This is a genomic window from Streptomyces sp. NPDC045701 (assembly GCF_056432045.1).
In genome coordinates this window covers 245,848-263,188 of record NZ_JBWKJV010000001.1, presented here as the reverse complement: position 1 = coordinate 263,188, position 17,341 = coordinate 245,848, and the positions used below count along the sequence as shown (strand labels likewise).

The following is a 17,341-nucleotide window of genomic DNA, read 5'->3' as shown; positions in this document are numbered from 1 at the left end:
GATACGGGGAACTCTACGAGAGAGCCGACCGTCAGCAACGATACCGGCACACCGAGCCGCCCCCACGGGACGGGGGCGGGGCCGGGGGGTAGCGTCTGACGCAGGGCCGTCCCCGAACGGACGGACACGACTACACGAGACCCCCGCCCGCGCTGTCGCGCCGGCCCGGGGTCTGAGGGGAAGACGTTCACCACATGCCGGTCCGACACCGCCGCACGGCCATCCATCTCCTGCCGCGGGAACGCCAGTCCACGGAGCCCAGGGACGAGGACAACCCGTTCGCGCCGCCGCCCGAGGGCAGGCCGGACCAGCCCTGGCAGCCGCGCCGGCCGGAAGGCGGCGACGGCACCCCGGAGGGCTCCTCCGGGGAACCGGAACGGGACCGCCCGGCCTGGGGCAGCCAGTGGAGCCCCCGGCAGCCGGGCCGTTCCTCCGGCGGGTTCGGCAACCGCCCGAGCGGCGAGCAGCAGGGGGGCGGCCAGGGCGGGGGCGGGCCGGAGACGCCGGCCCCGCGCTGGGACCCGACCGACCCGGCGCAGCGCCGCGCCCGGTACGCGCTGCTGTCGGGCATGTGGGCGTTCTTCTTCGCGATCTTCGACTTCCCGGAGATCGGCCTGCTCCTGGGCGCCCTGGCGCTGTACTGGGCCATCAGCGCGCTGCGCGCCAAGCCCCGCTCCACCGGCGCCCGGCCCGCCACGACCGGCTCCCCGGCCGCCGTCGCCGGGACCCCGGGCGGCGCATCCCCGCCGGCGGGCCCGCAGCCCGGCTCGGGCCGCCCGCAGACCACGGCCGCGGTGAGCGGCCTGGTCACCGCGGTGCTGGCGCTGATGATCGTGGCGGCGACCTTCACGATCCAGCTCGTCTACCGCGACTACTACACGTGCGTGGACGACGCCCTGACCAAGACGGGCCAGCTGTCCTGCAACGAACTGCTGCCGGGCCCGCTGCGGGACGTCTTCGGCGTCCAGGAGTGACGCGGGCGGAGGCGGCCCGGACGGTTCGCGTCCGCCGCTGAGGAGGTGCCGGGCCGTCGGTGCCCGGCCCACGTCGTCCCGCGCCGCGCGGTCCCCGGGCACTACGCCTCAGGGGCCGCCGGGCTCGGGCGTTCGTCCTCCTGGGGCGCGGTCCGGGAGCCCGCCCGCGGGGCGGCGCCCCCGGGTGTCTCGGCCCCGGGTGTCTCGGGTCCGGGTGTCTCGGGTCCGGGTGTCTCGGGTCCGGGTGTCTCGGGTCCGGGTGTCTCGGGTCCGGGTGTCTCGGCCCCGGCTGTCTCGGCCCCGGGTGTCTCGGCCCCGGCTGTCTCGTCTTCCGACGCGTCGCCGCCGGGGGCGGCCGGGCCGGGGACGGGGGCCGCCGGGAACACGGTCATGAGCCCGCCCGAGGCTTCCTTGAGGGCGCTCCAGCGGGCCTCGCGGGCCACCGGGTCCTCCCAGCCGGCGGGGATGAAGTCGTACGGCTCGAAGGCCGGGTCGCCGGGGTCGTCCTCGGGGGCCGGCCACCGAGGAACGAGCGCCTCGGGCGGGCCGGCCGCGTCCGGCGACGGTACCGGAAAGGCGACGGGCACGGGCGCGGCCACCGGTCCGGGCGCCGCCGGAACCCCCCGAGCCCCCGGCACCCCGCCCTCGCCCCGCCGCCGCCACGCCCGCAGCGCCGGCGCCACCGGCACGCCGAGCCCCGCGGTCCACGCCATGGCCGCCCCGCCCGCGTGCCACCACACGGGGCCGAACGCCGCCAGGCGCCCCGTCCCCAGCGGCCCGCCCGAGGCCGCCGCCAGCACCGCCACCGCCGCCCCGACCAGCACGGCCGCCGCCAGCGCCGCCGCCGCCGCGCCCCGCGGGCCCGTGCCGGGTGCGTCCGCCTCGCGCCGCCGCCCGCCGCAGGTCCACCCGACCGCCACGCCCGCCGCCACCGGCACCACCGCGACCGTCCAGTGCGCCCAGGTCCCGGGCCCGGCCGCCGGGACCGCGGCCAGCAGCGGGAAGGGCGGCGGACCGGCGGTCACCCCCAGCGATGCCGCCCCCAGCGGGGTCACCGCCGCACCCGTACCCAGCAGGAAACCCGGCCCGAGCCCGTACGCCGCACCCCACACCGCCGCGTTCGGGAGGAGCGCGGCGGCCAGCAGCAGGAGCGCCATCCGGCCCGACCACACACCCGACAGGCCCAGCAGCGACTCCCGCGCCGCGCCCGCGTGCCACACCAGCGAGACGGCGACCAGCACCACTCCCCCGCCGAGCAGCACGCCCAGCCCCGCGCCGGCGGCGCGCACGGCGACGGCCGTCCGGGAGCGGGCGAGCCCGACCCGGATCCGCTCCGGAACCCACGCGGGCAGCGGCCCGGTCGGCCTCCCGTGCGCCGTCCAGACCCCGGCGGCCGCGGCGAGCGCGGCGAGCGGCGGCAGGTGGAGCGCCGCGGCGAGGGGTTCGGCGGGCAGCGGGCCACCCGTCCCGTAGGCCAGGGCCGCCGCCGCGACCAGCAGGTAGCCGCCCGTGACGGCGCACACCGCGCCGCCCGCCGACGGTCTCGGCCGGGCCTGGCCGGGCTCGGCGGCGTCCCGCGCCGTGCGGTACACCAGCCACACCGGGAGCGCCACGAGCAGCAGCGGGACGACGCCCACGGGCGCCGGCGTCCCGGTGAGGGTGGCGGGGCGGACCAGTTCGGCGCCGTGGACGAGGAGCCAGAGCGCCGCGGCCACGTGCAGGGCGCCGCCGGGGCCGCTGTCGGGGTACGGGGAGCTGATCCACACCACCATCACCAGGACGGTGAGGGACCCGAGCCCGAGCCCGGCGGCGAGCGCGCCGCGCACGCAGGCCCCGGCCAGCACGGCGGTCCGGCCGCCCTGGACGAGGGCCGGCGGGTGGTCGGTCGCTTCGGTCACGGCGCCATGCTGCCAACGACACGCGCTTGATCCGCGTAACGGCAGAATGCCCGGTGTGGCGCGCAATATACGTTTATGTACTTTTCCGCCGAGTGCAGTCCCGCCGGGGGCCGGCCATGACCCGGACCACCACCGATACCACCCGTACCGCGCCTCCGCTGCCCTCCCCCAAGGAGCGGCGCCGCCTGCGCGAGGCGATGTCCATGACCGAGGAACAGCTCGCCCAGCTGGTCGGGGTGACGCCCGCGACGGTGCGTTCCTGGGAGACGGGACGCACCAGCCCGCGCGGGCGCAAACGGGACGCGTACCTGAGGATCCTGGGCGCCGGCCAGGAGGACCGGGACGGCCGGGACCGGCCCGCGCCCCGCCCCACGCCGGAGAGGCGGACCACGCCCGGACCCGGGGCCGGGGCCGCGGGGGTGCCCACCGAGCCGGCCGACGCGTTCGACGCCCTGTACGCGTACGCCGCACCCGCCCTCGTCCAGCAGGCCTACCTGCTCACCGGGCGGCGGCAGCTGGCCCGCGAGGCGGTCGAGTACGCCTTCCACCTCGCCTGGGAGCGGTGGCCCGAGGTCGCGGTCGACCGGGATCCGGCCGGGTGGGTGCGGGCGGCGACGCACGAGTACGCACTGTCGCCCTGGCACCGGCTGCGCCGCGCGCACCGCCACCCGGACGCCCCGGCCACCGACCAGGCGGCCCAGGAGCTGCGCACCGCGCTGCTGGACCTGCCGTCCTCGTACCGCCGCGCGCTGCTGCTGTACGACGGACTAGGCCTCGACCTGCCCGAGACGGCCGCCGAGACGGAGGCGAGCACCCCCGCCACCGGGAACCGCGTCCTGCACGCCCGCGAGCTGCTGGCCGAGCGGATGCCGGAGCTCGCCGACCCGCGGGTGCTGCACGACCGGCTGGCGTCGCTCCTGGCCAAGGGCCCGACCATGGTGCCGGCCCCGTCCCCGGCCGTACGCCGCGGCAGCGAGCGCCGCGTCCGGTACGGGACCCGGGCGGCCATCGCGCTGACGACGCTCGTCATCGGGGCGACCGCCTTCACCCTGGCGACCGCGCCGACCGCGTACCACCCGCCCCTGGCGCCGGGCGAGCCGGTCGACGGCGTCCCGGTCCTCAGCGGCCCGCAGCGGCTCACCCCCCAGGACGAGGCGCTGCGCGCCCGGCTCCGCACCGGACCGGCCACCGGACCGGCCCGCCTGGTGCCCGACCCGCACTGACGGCGCCCCGCCGGGTGGCCCGCCCAACGGCGACGGGCCCGCCCCCGGAAGTCCTCCGGGGGCGGGCCCGTCGTCCGTGCGGCAGTGCCGGGGCGGAGTCGGCCGGTGCTCAGCCCGCCAGGATGGCGCGCGCCAGCTTGGCCGTCTCGGTCGGCGTCTTGCCGACCTGGACGCCCGCGGCCTCGAGGGCCTCCTTCTTCGCCTGCGCGGTGCCGGACGAACCGGACACGATCGCACCGGCGTGGCCCATCGTCTTGCCCTCGGGGGCGGTGAAGCCCGCGACGTAGCCGACGACCGGCTTGGTGACGTTGGCCTTGATGAAGTCGGCCGCCCGCTCCTCCGCGTCGCCACCGATCTCGCCGATCATCACGATCAGCTCGGTCTCGGGGTCGGCCTCGAAGGCCTTGAGGCAGTCGATGTGGGTGGTGCCGATGACCGGGTCGCCACCGATGCCGACGGCCGAGGAGAAGCCGATGTCGCGCAGCTCGTACATCATCTGGTAGGTCAGCGTGCCGGACTTCGACACCAGACCGATCTTGCCGGGCTTGGTGATGTCGCCCGGGATGATGCCGGCGTTGGACTGGCCCGGCGTGATCAGGCCGGGGCAGTTCGGGCCGATGATCCGGGTCTTGTTGCCCTTCTCGACCGCGTACGCGTAGAACGCGGCGGAGTCGTGGACCGCGATGCCCTCGGTGATGACGACGGCCAGCGGGATCTCGGCGTCGATGGCCTCGACGACGGCGGCCTTGGCGAAGGCCGGCGGCACGAAGAGGACGGAGACGTCCGCGCCGGTCTCCTTCATCGCCTCGGCGACCGAGCCGAAGACGGGGACGGACGTGCCGTCGAAGTCGACGGTGGTGCCCGCCTTGCGCGGGTTGACGCCACCGACGATGTTGGTGCCGTCACCCAGCATGAGCTTGGTGTGCTTCATGCCCGTGGCACCGGTCATGCCCTGGACGATGACCTTGCTTTCCTTGGTCAGGAAGATAGCCATGGTGTTTCCGACCTCGTCCCTTACTTCGCAGCCGCGAGCTCGGCGGCCTTGTCGGCCGCGCCGTCCATGGTGTCCACACGCTGTACGAGCGGGTGGTTGGCGTCCGACAGGATCTTGCGACCCAGCTCCGCGTTGTTGCCGTCGAGGCGCACGACCAGCGGCTTGCTGACGTCCTCGCCCTTGTCGGCGAGCAGCTGCAGCGCCTGGACGATGCCGTTGGCGACCTCGTCACAGGCGGTGATGCCACCGAAGACGTTGACGAAGACGGACTTGACGTCCGGGTCGCCGAGGATGATCTCCAGGCCGTTCGCCATCACCTGGGCGGACGCGCCGCCGCCGATGTCGAGGAAGTTGGCCGGCTTCACGCCGCCGTGCGCCTCACCGGCGTACGCGACGACGTCGAGGGTCGACATGACCAGACCCGCGCCGTTGCCGATGATGCCGACCTCGCCGTCGAGCTTGACGTAGTTGAGGTTCTTGGCCTTGGCGGCAGCCTCGAGCGGGTTGGCTGCGGCCTTGTCCTCGAGGGCCTCGTGCTCCGGCTGGCGGAAGTCCGCGTTGGCGTCCAGCGACACCTTGCCGTCGAGCGCGATCACGCGGCCGTCGGCGACCTTGGCCAGCGGGTTGACCTCGACGAGGAGGGCGTCCTCGGCGACGAAGGTCTTCCACAGGGTCACCAGGATCTCGGCGACCTGGTCCTTGACCGCGTCCGGGAACTTGGCGGCCTCGACGATCTCGCGGGCCTTGGCCTCGGTGACACCCTCGTTGGCGTCGACCGGGATCTTCGCCAGGGCCTCGGGCTTGGTGGCCGCGACCTCCTCGATGTCCATGCCGCCCTCGACGGAGGCCATGGCGAGGAAGGTGCGGTTGGTGCGGTCGAGGAGGTAGGAGACGTAGTACTCCTCGGCGATCTCGGGTGCCGTCTCGGCGATCATCACCTTGTGGACCGTGTGGCCCTTGATGTCCATGCCGAGGATGTCCGTCGCGCGGGCGACGGCCTCGTCCGGAGTGGCGGCCAGCTTGACGCCGCCGGCCTTGCCGCGGCCGCCGACCTTCACCTGCGCCTTGACGACCGAACGGCCGCCCAGTCGCTCGGTCGCCGCGCGCGCCGCCTCAGGCGTGTCGATGACTTCACCGGCCAGCACCGGTACACCGTGCTTGGCGAAGAGGTCCCTCGCCTGGTACTCGAACAGGTCCACGCGCGTCCGTCCCTTTTCTGGTGATCGCGGTTCCGTTGTCTGCGTGGGCGTGCCGCGGAGGGCAACGTGACTGCGCTGTCACAAGGGAGGCGTACACGGTGTCCGTGGACGCGGCATGTCCGTCTCGCAGGTTATCCCCGTGAGACCGAGGGTCCTAAATCACAGATCACACCGGAGCGGTGATACCTGTCACAAGCACGGACCTCCGACGGGCGGCCCCCCTGGCTGTGAGGCCGCCCGTTGCTACGGATTTCGTACCGGATCAGACTCCGGTCACACGCCGTACGGCAGGTAGTCCGGAGTGACCGTCCCGATCGTGCCGTGCGCGCCCGTGGCGGCGTTGCCGGCGAGCGGCTGGACGTCCTCGGTCACGCCCTCCGCCAGGCCGGCCGCGAAGGGCCGGACGTCGCCGGTCACGCCGTACGCGAACGGCGTCACCTCGCCGGTCACGCCCTCGGCGAGGCCGGTCGCGCTGCCGCCCACGCCCTGGACGACCGGCTGGACCTGGTCGGCGACGGCCTGGACGAGCGGCCGCACCGAACCGGTGACGCCGTCCGCGAAGGGGTCGACCTGGCCGGCCACTCCGCCGGCCAGCGGCGGGACGCCGGAGACGACGCCCTCGGCGAAGGGGTAGGCGTCGGAGACGACGTCCTCGGCGAGGACGCCCGCGTCCCCGACGGCCTGGCCGGCGACCGGCAGGACGGAGTGGACGGCGCGGTACGCGATGGGCGGCAGGGTGTCCTGGGCGGCGGCGTCAGCGACGGGCGTGGCGGTGGCGGCGGGGTCGTTCGCCACCTCGTGGGCGAAGGCGGTGAGGGGGCCGAACAGGTAGTCGATCTCGTCCTGGGCCTCCGCGCCCACGGCCTGGACGGGCGCCGACGCGTACCGGGCGTCGGTGCGGACGTCCTGGGCGGCCTGCCGGGTGACGTCCTCGGCGCGGTCGGTGGTGGTGGCGGTCGCGGTGTCGGCGGCGGCTGCGGCTGCGGCGGTCGTACCGCCGGTGACGGCTTCGGCCGCGGTGCCGGTGGCGGTGTCGACCGCCGTGTCGGCCGCGGTGTCGGCGGTGTCGACCGCCCGGTCCGGGGTGGAGACCGGCACCGGCAGGGACACCTCGGCCGCGCTGGCCGCGGCGGTGCCGATGGCCCACATGCCCGTGGCGGTGGCGGCGACGGCTATGGAACGGCGGATGTTCTGGTGCATGGGTACGTCGGATCCTTCGAATTCGGTTCTCGGCTGGAGATGACGGGCAGACCTGTCCCGCCCCCGCGCGGCAGGTCTTGAGCGGGGGAGGGCTGCCCTAGCCGGGGAATTCGAGGATGGTGTGCGGCCGGTCCCGGAGGGGCGCGGCGGTCGCCGGCCGCGCGGTGCCCCGTGCCGGTACGGAGGAGGCGTCCGCCGGGGACGCCACGGCGTGCTGGTCGCCGGGGCGCGGGGTGCCGCCGTCGCCGGCGGCGGACTGCCGGACGGCGCCACCGCACGGGCCGGGCGCGAAGGGCGGCGACGGCACGGCGATGTGGGTGGCCGTGGCGCGGTGCGCGGCGGCCTCGGCGTGGGAGACGGCGGTAGCGGAGCCCGGGGCGTCGGTCGCCGCCGGCCGGAGGGCCGGGGCGTGGGTACGGGGCTGGGCGGCGGCGGGCCGGCCGGCCGTCTCGTGGGCGGTGGCGGCGTCCTGCGCCCCGCCCCGGGTCTCCTGGGCTCCGTCGTGGGTCCCGGGGGTGCCGGTCGGCGGTGCGAGCGGCACGCCGGGGCCGGGCTGCGGCAGGGGTGCCGGGGGCGCGGCGGGGAGGTCAGGGACGACGGGCGGCGCCGACGGGGACGGGATCCCGGGGAGCGCCCCGGTGACCTGGGTCAGGCCCTCGGTGACCTCGGGCACGGTGCTCGTGACGGGCCCGGTGACGGTACCGATCACCGGGTCGGCGGCCTCCTCGGCCTCCCGGACGGCGGCCGTTACGCGCCCGCCGGCGGCGGCTTTGGTCCCATGGGCGTCGACGAGCCGTCCGGCGGCCGCCCCCGGCTGTTCGTGGTCCACGTCGCCGGCAGGTGCCACGGGCGTGGTTCCCGGCCGGTCCGCCGCGTGCGCCGGGCCGCCGAGCAGGAGGCCCAGGGCCAGCAGGCCACCGAGGAGCAGCACGACCGCCAGCGCGCGCCGCGCCACCGTCCCGCGCACGAGGCGCGGGACGGTCACGGGCACGGCGGCGGTCGCTGCGGTCACGGTCTGCGGATTCCTCCTCTGCGCGGAACATCGTCTTCCGCGTACGTCGGGGTGATGCTCGCACGAACCCGCCCCGGTGGCGCAAGCCCCGCGTTACCGATGGGTCACATGTCCGGTATGGGCAGGGGTCGTTTCTCGATCGCCGCCGCCATGACCTCCGGGAAGTGGTCGGGGGTACAGGCGAACGCGGGCGCGCCGAGGGCCGCGAGCGCCGCCGCGTGTTCGCGGTCGTACGCCGGGGCGCCCTCGTCGGAGAGCGCGAGCAGCGCCACGAACTCCACGCCCGACGCCTTCATCGCCGCCACCCGCTTCAGCATCTCGTCGCGTATGCCGCCCTCGTAGAGGTCGCTGATCAGGACGACGACGGTGTCGGCCGGGCGCGTGATCCGCGACTGGCAGTACGCCAGCGCCCGGTTGATGTCGGTGCCGCCGCCGAGCTGGGTGCCGAACAGGACGTCCACGGGGTCGTCCAGCTGGTCGGTGAGGTCCACGACGGCCGTGTCGAAGACGACCAGCCGGGTCGCGAGGGACCGCATGGACGCCAGCACGGCGCCGAACACCGAGGCGTACACCACCGACTCCGCCATCGAACCGGACTGGTCGATGCAGAGCACCACGTCCTTCTTCACGGACCGGGCAGCCCGCCCGTACCCGATGAGCCGCTCCGGCACGATCGTGCGCTGCTCCGGCAGGTAGTTCTTCAGGTTGGCCCTGATGGTGCGGTCCCAGTCGATGTCCCGGTGCCGCGGCCTGCTGACGCGCGCGCTGCGGTCGAGCGCGCCGGTGAGCGTGGCCCGGGTGCGGGTGGCCAGCCGCTTCTCCAGGTCGTCGACGACCTTGCGTACGACGGCCCGTGCCGTTTCCTTCGTCGTCTCGGGCATCGCCTTGTTGAGCGAGAGGAGGGTGCCGACCAGGTGGACGTCCGCCTCGACGGCCTCCAGCATCTCGGGTTCGAGCAGCAGCGCGGACAGGCCGAGCCGGTCGATCGCGTCCCGCTGCATCACCTGGACGACCGTGCTGGGGAAGTAGGCGCGGATGTCGCCGAGCCAGCGGGCGACGGACGGCGCCGACGCCCCGAGCCCCGCGGAACGGTCCCGGCCGCCGCTGCCCCAGCCGCCCTTCTCCCCGTACAGGGCGGCCAGGGTGCCGTCCATGGCGGCGTCGGTCCCGGCGAGCGCGCGGCCCGTCCCGTCGGCCTCGCCCCCGCCCAGCACCAGGCGCCAGCGCCTCAGGCGCTCGTCGTCACTCACCGCTCCCCCGCCCCCGACAGCTCGTCGTCGTCCGTGTCCGTGCCCAGCAGGAGCCGCAGCAGCGGCAGCACCGCGTCCGCCCGGCTCTCGTCGAGATCGGCCGCGAAACCGGGCACCGCGGCCTGCGCACGCGCCGCGCCACCGGCTGCCGGGCCGCGCCGCACCAGCTCGCCCAGCGTGCGGCGGACCCCCGGTTCGTACGCGGAGAACGTGCGCCGCAGCAGCGGCAGCACGTCGGTGAACGCCTCCGCGGGCACCCCGGTCAGCCAGGCGTCGACCAGCCCGAGGAGCCGCTCGTCGTGGACGAGCAGCATGCCGCCGCCGGGGTTGGACTCGCCCCCGCCGACGAAGCCCTCGATCCAGGCGGCGGCCTCGGCGGGCGGGGTGCCGGGCGAGAGCGCGAGCCCCATCAGCCGCGCCGCCTCGTCCTTCGCGAGCCGTCCGTCGTCCAGGAGCAGCCGCGCGGCCCGTCCCCGGATGACGCCGGGGACGCTGTCCCGCCCGGCCAGCCCGCCCAGGACGTCGGTCCACCTGCCCGTGACGTCCTCCGTGCCGCCGGCCGGCAGGAGCCGGATCGCGTTGTGGACGGCGTCCAGGTGGCCGCGCATCTCGGCGGCGCCGTCGGCGTCCAGGCCCGTGCACGCGGGCGGCAGGCCGACGCAGATCCGCATCGCGATCCCGGTGGCGACCCCGCCGAGCGCGGCGGTGTCCGTGGACCGCACGTCGCCGTACCGGAGGGACCGGGCCAGGGCCGGCAGGGCCTGGGCGAGGTGACCGACGTCCGCGTCCAGCGCGGCACGGTCGGCGAGGGCCCGCATCACCACGGGCAGGGCGCCGGACAACCCGGCCAGGAGGCACCGCTCCGCGAGGGCCGTGACCTCGGCGAGCGCGGTGGCCGAGCCGGCGTCCGCCTCCGCCCTGGCGGTGGCGGCGGAGAGCACGGTGGTGCCCCACACCCCGGCCTCGGCGACCCGGACGTGCAGCTCCGGCTCCCAGCACAACCGCCAGCTCTCCCGGAAGGTGCCGGTGCCGGCGCGCCCCGCGGCCGGTTCGCCCCAGCCGACGCCGAGGAGCCGCAGCCGGTGCAGCAGCAGGCTGCGCGCCGCGTCGGTCTCCTTGCGCAGGTCCAGGTCGAGGTCCCGCTCGAAGGCCTCGGGCTTGAGACGCAGGGTGCGCTGGAGCCGGGTGAGGTCGCGTTGCAGGGGGACGGCGGGGGCGTCGTCGGGGACTTGGCCGAGCGCGTCACCGATGATCAGGCGGTCCCTGATGAGCCCGAGCGGCACGTCGGAGCCGTCGCACATCACCGCCCGTACGGCGTCGATCGTCTCGGTCAGCCCGGCGAGGGGGCGCCCGCGCATGACGGCGAGCGTGCCGGCGAGCCGTACGGCCTCGATGACATGGGCGGAGGAGACGATCCGGTCCTCGTCGCGCAGCAGTCCGGCGACCTTGGTCAGCCAGCGCTCGACCGGCCGGTCGGGCGCGCCGAACAGGTGCCCGTACCAGCCGGGCGAGTCGACGCCGGCGCCGTAGCCGCTGTGCCGGGCGAGCCTGCGGTGTGTCCAGGGCACCCAGGTGATCTCGGTCTTCACCTTGGGCAGCCCCTTGAGCAGGGCGCGGTCGGCGGTGACGGTGGTCGTGGCGGCGAGGGCGGGCACGTGCCAGGCACCGCAGACGACGGCCACGCCGTCCCCGTGCGCCTTGCGCGCGGCGCGGAGCTGGAGGCGCATGTGGGCCTCGCGGACAAGGTCGCGGTCGTGTCCGCCGTGTCCGTAGGTCTCGCGCAGGGCGGTCATGGCGTCGGCGAGTCCGGCGAAGACCGCGATCGGGTCGTGGCTTGCGCCGGGTGGTGGCCCGTTGGGTGCCGCTCCGGTGCCCCGGTGCTCGATGACGTCCTCCCACCAGCGCTCCGGGTCGTCGTACCCGGCGGTCCCGGCGAGCACGGCGAGGGGGTCGACACGCAGTCCGTGCCGCTGTTCGCCGACGCCGTCGCCGGTCATCCCCTCGCCCTCGCCGTCCCTCCAGGTGGGGTCCCCGGCCATGGCGAGGGTGTGGGCGGCGGGCAGGTCGATGAAGCGGACGTACGCCCCGTGGTCGAGCGCCCAGCGGATGGCGACCCACTCGGGGGAGAACTCGGCCATCGGCCAGAACGACGCGCGCCCGGGGTCGTCGACGGCGTGCGCGAGGAGCGCGACCGGTGGGCGCATCCGCTCGTCGGCCGCCAGCGGCAGCAGGGCGTCCCCCTCGGGCGGGCCCTCGATCAGCACGGCCGGGGGCTTGGCGGCGTCCAGAGCGGCCCGCACCGCACGGGCCGATCCGGGCCCGTGGTGGCGCACTCCGAGCAGCAGGGGTCCGGTGGATCCGGCCGTCATGCGGACACCTCGCGGCACGCCCGGTAGAAGTCCTTCCAGCCGTCCCGCTCGCGCACGACGGTCTCCAGGTACTCCTGCCAGACGACACGGTCGGCCGCCGGGTCGCGGACGACCGCGCCGAGAATGCCGGCGGCCACGTCGCCGGGGCGCAGCACCCCGTCGCCGAAGTGCGCGGCGAGGGCCAGGCCGTTGGTGACGACGGAGATCGCCTCGGCTGTGGACAGCGTCCCGGAGGGGGACTTCAGCTTGGTGCGGCCGTCGGTGGTCACGCCGTCGCGCAGTTCGCGGAAGACGGTGACGACCCTGCGGATCTCGTCGACGCCCTCGGGGGCCGTGGGCAGGTCGAGGGAGCGTCCCAACTGGTCGACGCGCCGGGAGACGATCTCGACCTCGGCGTCCGCCGTGGCGGGCAGCGGGAGGACGACGGTGTTGAAGCGGCGGCGCAGCGCGCTGGACAGGTCGTTGACGCCGCGGTCGCGGTCGTTGGCGGTGGCGATGAGGTTGAAGCCCCGTACCGCCTGCACCTCCTGGCCGAGTTCGGGGATCGGCAGTGTCTTCTCGGAGAGGATCGTGATCAGGGTGTCCTGCACGTCGGCGGGTATGCGGGTGAGCTCCTCGACGCGCGCGGTCATGCCGTCGGACATGGCCCGCATGACCGGGCTGGGCACGAGGGCGTCACGGCTGGGCCCGTGGGCGAGCAGCTGCGCGTAGTTCCACCCGTAGCGGATGGCTTCCTCGGGGGTGCCGGCTGTGCCCTGGACCAGCAGCGTGGAGTCGCCGCTGACGGCGGCGGCGAGGTGCTCCGACACCCAGGTCTTGGCGGTGCCCGGGACGCCGAGCAGCAGCAGGGCGCGGTCGGTGGCGAGGGTGGTGACGGCGACTTCGACGATCCGGCGCGGTCCGACGTACTTCGGCGTGATCACGGTGCCGTCGGGCAGGGTTCCACCGAGCAGGTAGGTGGCGACGGCCCACGGCGACAGGCGCCAACGGGCCGGGCGGGGACGGTCGTCGGCCGCGGCCAGTGCCTTCAGCTCGTGTGCGAACGCGTCCTCGGCGTGCGGGCGCAGGACCTCGGTGCCGGGTGCTCCGACGGCTTCTCGGGTGGCTTCGGTGGGTGCGGGCACGGTGATGGATCCCCCTCCAGATCATGTGCGACCGGGTGTGGGATCCACCGTGCACCATGCCACTGACAATCCACCGTTTCCGCTGATCACGGTGGCCCGAAGGTGCTTCGGGGGCCGCTCGTGGGGCGGAACGCGTGGTGGCCGGGGCGCGGTCGGGGGTCGCCGGGCGGGTCAGCCGGCGACCGGGGAGACCGCGATGCAGCCGGTCGCGGCGGCCATCCCCTTGGCCGTCTGCTCCTTGATGACCTTGCCCTGGTAGATGATCTTGCACGACATCTCGACGCCCGCCGGGTCGACGGCGACCGGGAGCACGCCGGGCGGCAGGAGGCCCCGGAGCTTCACCGTCTTCTTCCACGGCAGCGCGGGCTTCTGCACCGACTCGACCTTGGGGTTCGTCACGTCGCCGCCGTCGACGTGGTAGTCGATCGAGTCGATGCCCTTGCCGGTGATCTCGTACGTCACCTCGTACTGCTCGTTGACTTCCTTGTCGACCTGCTTGGCGGCCTCGTCGGCGATCTCGGAGCAGGCGCCGAGGCCGAGGACGAGTCCACCGGTGACGAGCGCCGACGCGATGGTGCGGGCGGTGCGGTTCATGCGGTCCCCCGGATGAGTTGACGGTGTCACAGGCAGAAAACAGTAAAGGCAAAGCAAAGTCAACTCCTCTCCATCCGGGCGAAATCGCTGGTCAGAGCCGATTGTCAGTGGGGTCACCTACCGTCGTTCCCATGAATCAGCAGGGGGTGCGCTGGACGGCGGAACAGGTGCTGGCTCTGGCTCCTGACGACGCCTCACGCAGGGCGGGCGCCAAGCTCGGCACGGCCGGGCCGTGGTCGGGCGGCGGAAGCGACGGCTCGGGGGCGGTCTGGGGGCTGTGCAAGGGCAGTGGCAGCAAGCCGTACCGGACGATCGTCGACACCACGGGCCCGGCCTACTCGTGCAGTTGCCCGAGCCGGAAGTTCCCGTGCAAACACGCGCTGGCGCTGCTGCTGCTCTGGGCGGCGGACGGGGATGCCGTGCGCGACGGCGACGCGCCGGACTGGGCCGAGCCGTGGCTGGCGGGGCGACGCGCCCGCGCGGCGGGAGGACGAGGACAGGACCCGGGGGACGGCGGGCCCGCGAGGAGCGGCGACCCGGAGGCGGCACGGCGCCGCGCCGAGCAGCGGGCCGCCCGGATCACGGCCGGCGCCGAGGAGCTGGAGCAGCGGCTCGCCGACCTGCTGCGCGGCGGGCTGGCCGCCGCCGACCGGTCGGGGTACGGGCTGTGGGAGGAGACCGCGGCCCGCATGGTCGACGCCCAGGCCCCGGGCCTGGCCGGCCGGGTCAGGGAGCTGGGGGCGATACCGGGCTCGGGGCCGGGCTGGCCGGTGCGGCTGCTGGAGGAATGCGCGCTGACTCACCTGCTCGACCGCGCGTGGCTGGACATCGGACGGCTGCCGGAGCCGCTGGCCGCCACGGTCCGCACGAGAGTCGGCCTCACCGCGTCCGCCGACGGCCCGGCCGTGCGCGACCACTGGTCGGTGCTCGCCCAGTACGACACCTCCGACGGCAAACTGACGACACGTCGCGTCTGGCTGCACGGACGGAGCAGCGGACGGACGGCGCTGCTGCTCTCCTTCGGCGCCGCCGGACGGGCGCCCGCACTCGCCCTGCCCGTGGGGGTGGTCATCGACGCCGAGGTCAGGCCGTACCCGGGCGCCGGGCGGCTCCGGGCCGAACTCGGTGAACAGTTCTCGACACCGGTGCCGGACACCGGACACCCACCGGGCGGGGACGTGGCCGATGCCCTGGCGGCGTACGGCACGGCGCTGCGGGACGACCCGTGGCTGGACTCGTGGCCGGTGACCCTGACCGGCGTGATACCCGCGCCGTCCCAGGACGGCGGCTGGCAACTGGCCGACGCGGACGGCGGCTCCGCGCTGCCGGTCGCGACGGCCGCGCTCGGCGGCCCCGGCCTGTGGCGGCTGGCCGCACTGTCCGGCGGCAGACCGGTCACGGTGTTCGGCGAGTGCGGGCACCGCGGCTTCACCCCGTTGACCGCCTGGTCCTCGGAGACGCCCGAGACGGTCCCGCTGACCTGACGTACGGAGGACACCGATGACCACCACCTGGGAAGACCTCGTCACTTCGGCGTTGCTCGGCACCGACCGCCGCGCCCCGGCCGACGACGTCCTGGCGCGGTCCCCCGGCAAGGACGCGCCGGTCGCGCTGCTGGACGCCGCCGCGCTGCACACCGTGCGGCGCCGGGCGGGACTGCTGCCGGGACCTGCCGCCGGTCTGCCGGAGCCCGCGCCGCACGACGGGCGGCCACCCCTGCCCGATCCGGCCCGGCGCCGGCTCGCCCACCTGCTCGCCGACCGTTCCGGCACCTCCTCCGGCGGCGGCCGCCGGGGCACGGCGCCCGACCTGACGGAGCTGCTGCCGCAGTGGCTGGCCGCCGCGAACGCGCACGGCTACCGGGCGCCGGCGTCCGTGCTGCCCGCGCTGCTGGACGCGGCACGGGCGCGTACCGACCTGCGGCCGGCCGCACTGACGTTCGCCGGACCGCTCGGGCTGTGGCTGGCCCGGCTCAACCCGGAGTGGCGGTTCGCCCTGCGCGGCGCCTCGGGAGGGACCGCGCTGCCGGACCCCGCCGACCCGGACGCCGTGCGGCGCCTGTGGGAGGAGGGCCTGTTCGCCGAGCGGGTCGCGCTGCTCGGTGCCGTACGGGCACACGACCCGGCCGCCGCGGCGGCCCTGCTCGCCTCGACCTGGCCGGCCGAGCGCGCCGAGGACCGGCTGATGTTCCTCGACTCGCTGCGCACCGGACTGTCCGACGCCGACGAGCCGTTCCTGGAGCAAGCGCTCTCCGACCGCAGCCGCAACGTCCGGTCCACCGCCGCCGAACTGCTCTCCGCGCTGCCCCGCTCGGCGCTCGCCCGCCGCATGGCGGTGCGCGCCTCCAGCTGCGTGCACCTGGACCGTACGGGCGCGGAGGCGACGATCACGGTCGAGGCCCCGCACGAGTGCGACGCCGACATGCGGCGGGACGGCGTCCAGCCCGACCCGCCGACAGGCCGGGGCGAACGGTCCTGGTGGCTGGGCCAGCTGGTCGAGTCGGCTCCGCTGACCGTATGGACGGCACGGCTTGGCCGCCGCACACCCACGGAGATCGTCGCCCTGCCGGTCGCCGACGACTGGGCCGACGAGCTGCACGCCGCCTGGTGCCGCGCGGCGGTCCGGCAGCGCGACCCCGCCTGGGCCCGTGCGCTGCTCGGCCCGCCGACGACACCCCCGGCGACCGGCCCGGGCACGTCCTCGCTGGCCGAGCGGTCCAAGCTGCTGACCATCCTCCCCGACGGCGAACGCGGCCTGTGGGTCGCCGACTTCATCGCTGCGCACGGCCTGTCGGAGGCGTTCCAGCTGCTGGGGGTCTGCGCGGTGCCCTGGGCCGGACCCCTCGGCCGCGCGGTGGTCGACGCGCTGGACATCGCCCGTGACGCGGGAAGCTACCCATGGAGCTTCAGCGGGGTGATGGGGCTGGCGGAGCGCTGCCTCGACCCCGGCCAGGCGGACCGCCTGGAGATCCTGACCGCCGTCCCGGACGAACCGGAGGGCGCTTCCCCCGGCGCGGGGGGCTACTGGTCGGAGGCGTTCCAGCGCCTGGTCGCCACGCTGCGGCTGCGCGCGGCGATGCGGGCGGAACTGCTGCCGGTGGCTTCGCCCCCGGGCCCCCGGGGCTGAACCGCTCCGACCCCGCACGGTGGTGCGGTGGCGGGTGCGGGGGTCCCGCCGCCCCGGTGCCGGGGGCCCGCGGCGGCGCGGGGGCGCACGTCGGCTCGCGCCGGTGGTGCGGGGCGGTGGTGCGGGGCGGACGCCGGGGCCCGCGGCGGGGGGCGCTCGGACTGTCGCTTCGCTCCTATTACGTCCCAGCACCCCCGCCTGACCCCGCCACCCTCACGCCGGCGGAACCACCCCGGGCCCGCCTCGAAGGGGGACGCGGAGAGCCCGGGACACCCCTCACGGAGCGGCTCCCAACGGCAACCGGCCACAGGTGGGCAACCCGCATCACGGCAGTCGGCCGCGCGCGGGCCGCCCGCCTGGCCGCGGCCTCGCGCGGGG

At 75.5% G+C, this 17,341-nt stretch carries 13 protein-coding genes; 4 read left to right on the top strand and 9 right to left on the bottom strand.

Annotated features, from left to right (window positions below; translation table 11 throughout):
* The first annotated feature begins 194 nt into the window (after positions 1-194).
* Entirely contained in the window at positions 195-974 is a 780-nt protein-coding gene (locus tag AC07DW_RS01330; protein WP_478855532.1) for a hypothetical protein, read from the top strand.
* Positions 975-1,075: 101 nt separating this feature from the next.
* Here the strand turns inward: AC07DW_RS01330 and AC07DW_RS01325 are convergent, their stop codons facing one another.
* A complete protein-coding gene (locus AC07DW_RS01325; RefSeq protein ID WP_478855531.1) occupies positions 1,076-2,872 on the bottom strand; it encodes a cell division protein PerM in 1,797 nt (598 codons plus the stop codon).
* A gap of 116 nt (positions 2,873-2,988) precedes the next feature.
* Between AC07DW_RS01325 and AC07DW_RS01320 the strand changes: the two genes are divergently transcribed.
* Entirely contained in the window at positions 2,989-4,095 is a 1,107-nt protein-coding gene (locus AC07DW_RS01320) for a helix-turn-helix domain-containing protein (protein ID WP_478855530.1), read from the top strand.
* A gap of 109 nt (positions 4,096-4,204) precedes the next feature.
* On the opposite strand, the gene sucD is transcribed toward AC07DW_RS01320, so the two are convergent.
* The 8 genes from sucD to AC07DW_RS01280 all read right to left on the bottom strand — a co-directional run bounded on the left by sucD (position 4,205) and on the right by AC07DW_RS01280 (position 13,837).
* Positions 4,205-5,089 (bottom strand): succinate--CoA ligase subunit alpha, encoded by an 885-nt coding sequence (gene sucD / locus AC07DW_RS01315; protein ID WP_433114782.1) that lies wholly within the window; start codon positions 5,087-5,089, stop codon positions 4,205-4,207.
* A 20-nt stretch (positions 5,090-5,109) separates the two neighbouring features.
* Positions 5,110-6,288, bottom strand: a complete 1,179-nt coding sequence (gene sucC, locus AC07DW_RS01310; RefSeq protein WP_478855529.1) for an ADP-forming succinate--CoA ligase subunit beta — start codon at positions 6,286-6,288, stop codon at positions 5,110-5,112.
* Positions 6,289-6,561: 273 nt separating this feature from the next.
* Positions 6,562-7,488 (bottom strand): hypothetical protein, encoded by a 927-nt coding sequence (locus tag AC07DW_RS01305; protein WP_478855528.1) that lies wholly within the window; start codon positions 7,486-7,488, stop codon positions 6,562-6,564.
* Between the two features lie 97 nt (positions 7,489-7,585).
* Complete coding sequence (locus tag AC07DW_RS01300) at positions 7,586-8,500, bottom strand: hypothetical protein (protein ID WP_478855527.1); 915 nt, start codon at positions 8,498-8,500, stop codon at positions 7,586-7,588.
* Positions 8,501-8,604: 104 nt separating this feature from the next.
* Positions 8,605-9,750 (bottom strand): VWA domain-containing protein, encoded by a 1,146-nt coding sequence (locus AC07DW_RS01295; protein ID WP_478855526.1) that lies wholly within the window; start codon positions 9,748-9,750, stop codon positions 8,605-8,607.
* Complete coding sequence (locus AC07DW_RS01290) at positions 9,747-12,119, bottom strand: DUF5682 family protein (RefSeq protein ID WP_478855525.1); 2,373 nt, start codon at positions 12,117-12,119, stop codon at positions 9,747-9,749. Before AC07DW_RS01290 ends, AC07DW_RS01295 begins: the two co-directional genes overlap by 4 nt.
* On the bottom strand, positions 12,116-13,249 hold the full coding sequence (locus AC07DW_RS01285; protein ID WP_478855713.1) for an ATP-binding protein: 1,134 nt from the start codon (positions 13,247-13,249) through the stop codon (positions 12,116-12,118). The genes AC07DW_RS01290 and AC07DW_RS01285 overlap by 4 nt, the downstream gene beginning before the upstream one ends.
* A 165-nt stretch (positions 13,250-13,414) precedes the next feature.
* Positions 13,415-13,837 (bottom strand): MmpS family transport accessory protein, encoded by a 423-nt coding sequence (locus tag AC07DW_RS01280; protein WP_478855524.1) that lies wholly within the window; start codon positions 13,835-13,837, stop codon positions 13,415-13,417.
* A gap of 131 nt (positions 13,838-13,968) precedes the next feature.
* On the opposite strand from AC07DW_RS01280, the gene AC07DW_RS01275 reads away from it, so the two are divergent.
* On the top strand, positions 13,969-15,321 hold the full coding sequence (locus tag AC07DW_RS01275; RefSeq protein WP_478855523.1) for an SWIM zinc finger family protein: 1,353 nt from the start codon (positions 13,969-13,971) through the stop codon (positions 15,319-15,321).
* Positions 15,322-15,337: 16 nt separating this feature from the next.
* Positions 15,338-16,963 (top strand): DUF5691 domain-containing protein, encoded by a 1,626-nt coding sequence (locus tag AC07DW_RS01270; protein WP_478855522.1) that lies wholly within the window; start codon positions 15,338-15,340, stop codon positions 16,961-16,963.
* Positions 16,964-17,341: the final 378 nt, after the last annotated feature.

Excerpts from the sequence above, each read along its gene's own strand:
- AC07DW_RS01330 (WP_478855532.1), top strand. The coding sequence starts at position 195 with ATGCCGGTCCGACACCGCCGCACGGCCATCCATCTCCTGCCGCGGGAA.
- AC07DW_RS01320 (WP_478855530.1), top strand. The coding sequence starts at position 2,989 with ATGACCCGGACCACCACCGATACCACCCGTACCGCGCCTCCGCTGCCC.
- sucD (WP_433114782.1), bottom strand. The coding sequence starts at position 5,089 with ATGGCTATCTTCCTGACCAAGGAAAGCAAGGTCATCGTCCAGGGCATG.
- AC07DW_RS01305 (WP_478855528.1), bottom strand. The coding sequence starts at position 7,488 with ATGCACCAGAACATCCGCCGTTCCATAGCCGTCGCCGCCACCGCCACG.
- AC07DW_RS01290 (WP_478855525.1), bottom strand. The coding sequence starts at position 12,119 with ATGACGGCCGGATCCACCGGACCCCTGCTGCTCGGAGTGCGCCACCAC.
- AC07DW_RS01280 (WP_478855524.1), bottom strand. The coding sequence starts at position 13,837 with ATGAACCGCACCGCCCGCACCATCGCGTCGGCGCTCGTCACCGGTGGA.
- AC07DW_RS01275 (WP_478855523.1), top strand. The coding sequence starts at position 13,969 with ATGAATCAGCAGGGGGTGCGCTGGACGGCGGAACAGGTGCTGGCTCTG.
- AC07DW_RS01270 (WP_478855522.1), top strand. The coding sequence starts at position 15,338 with ATGACCACCACCTGGGAAGACCTCGTCACTTCGGCGTTGCTCGGCACC.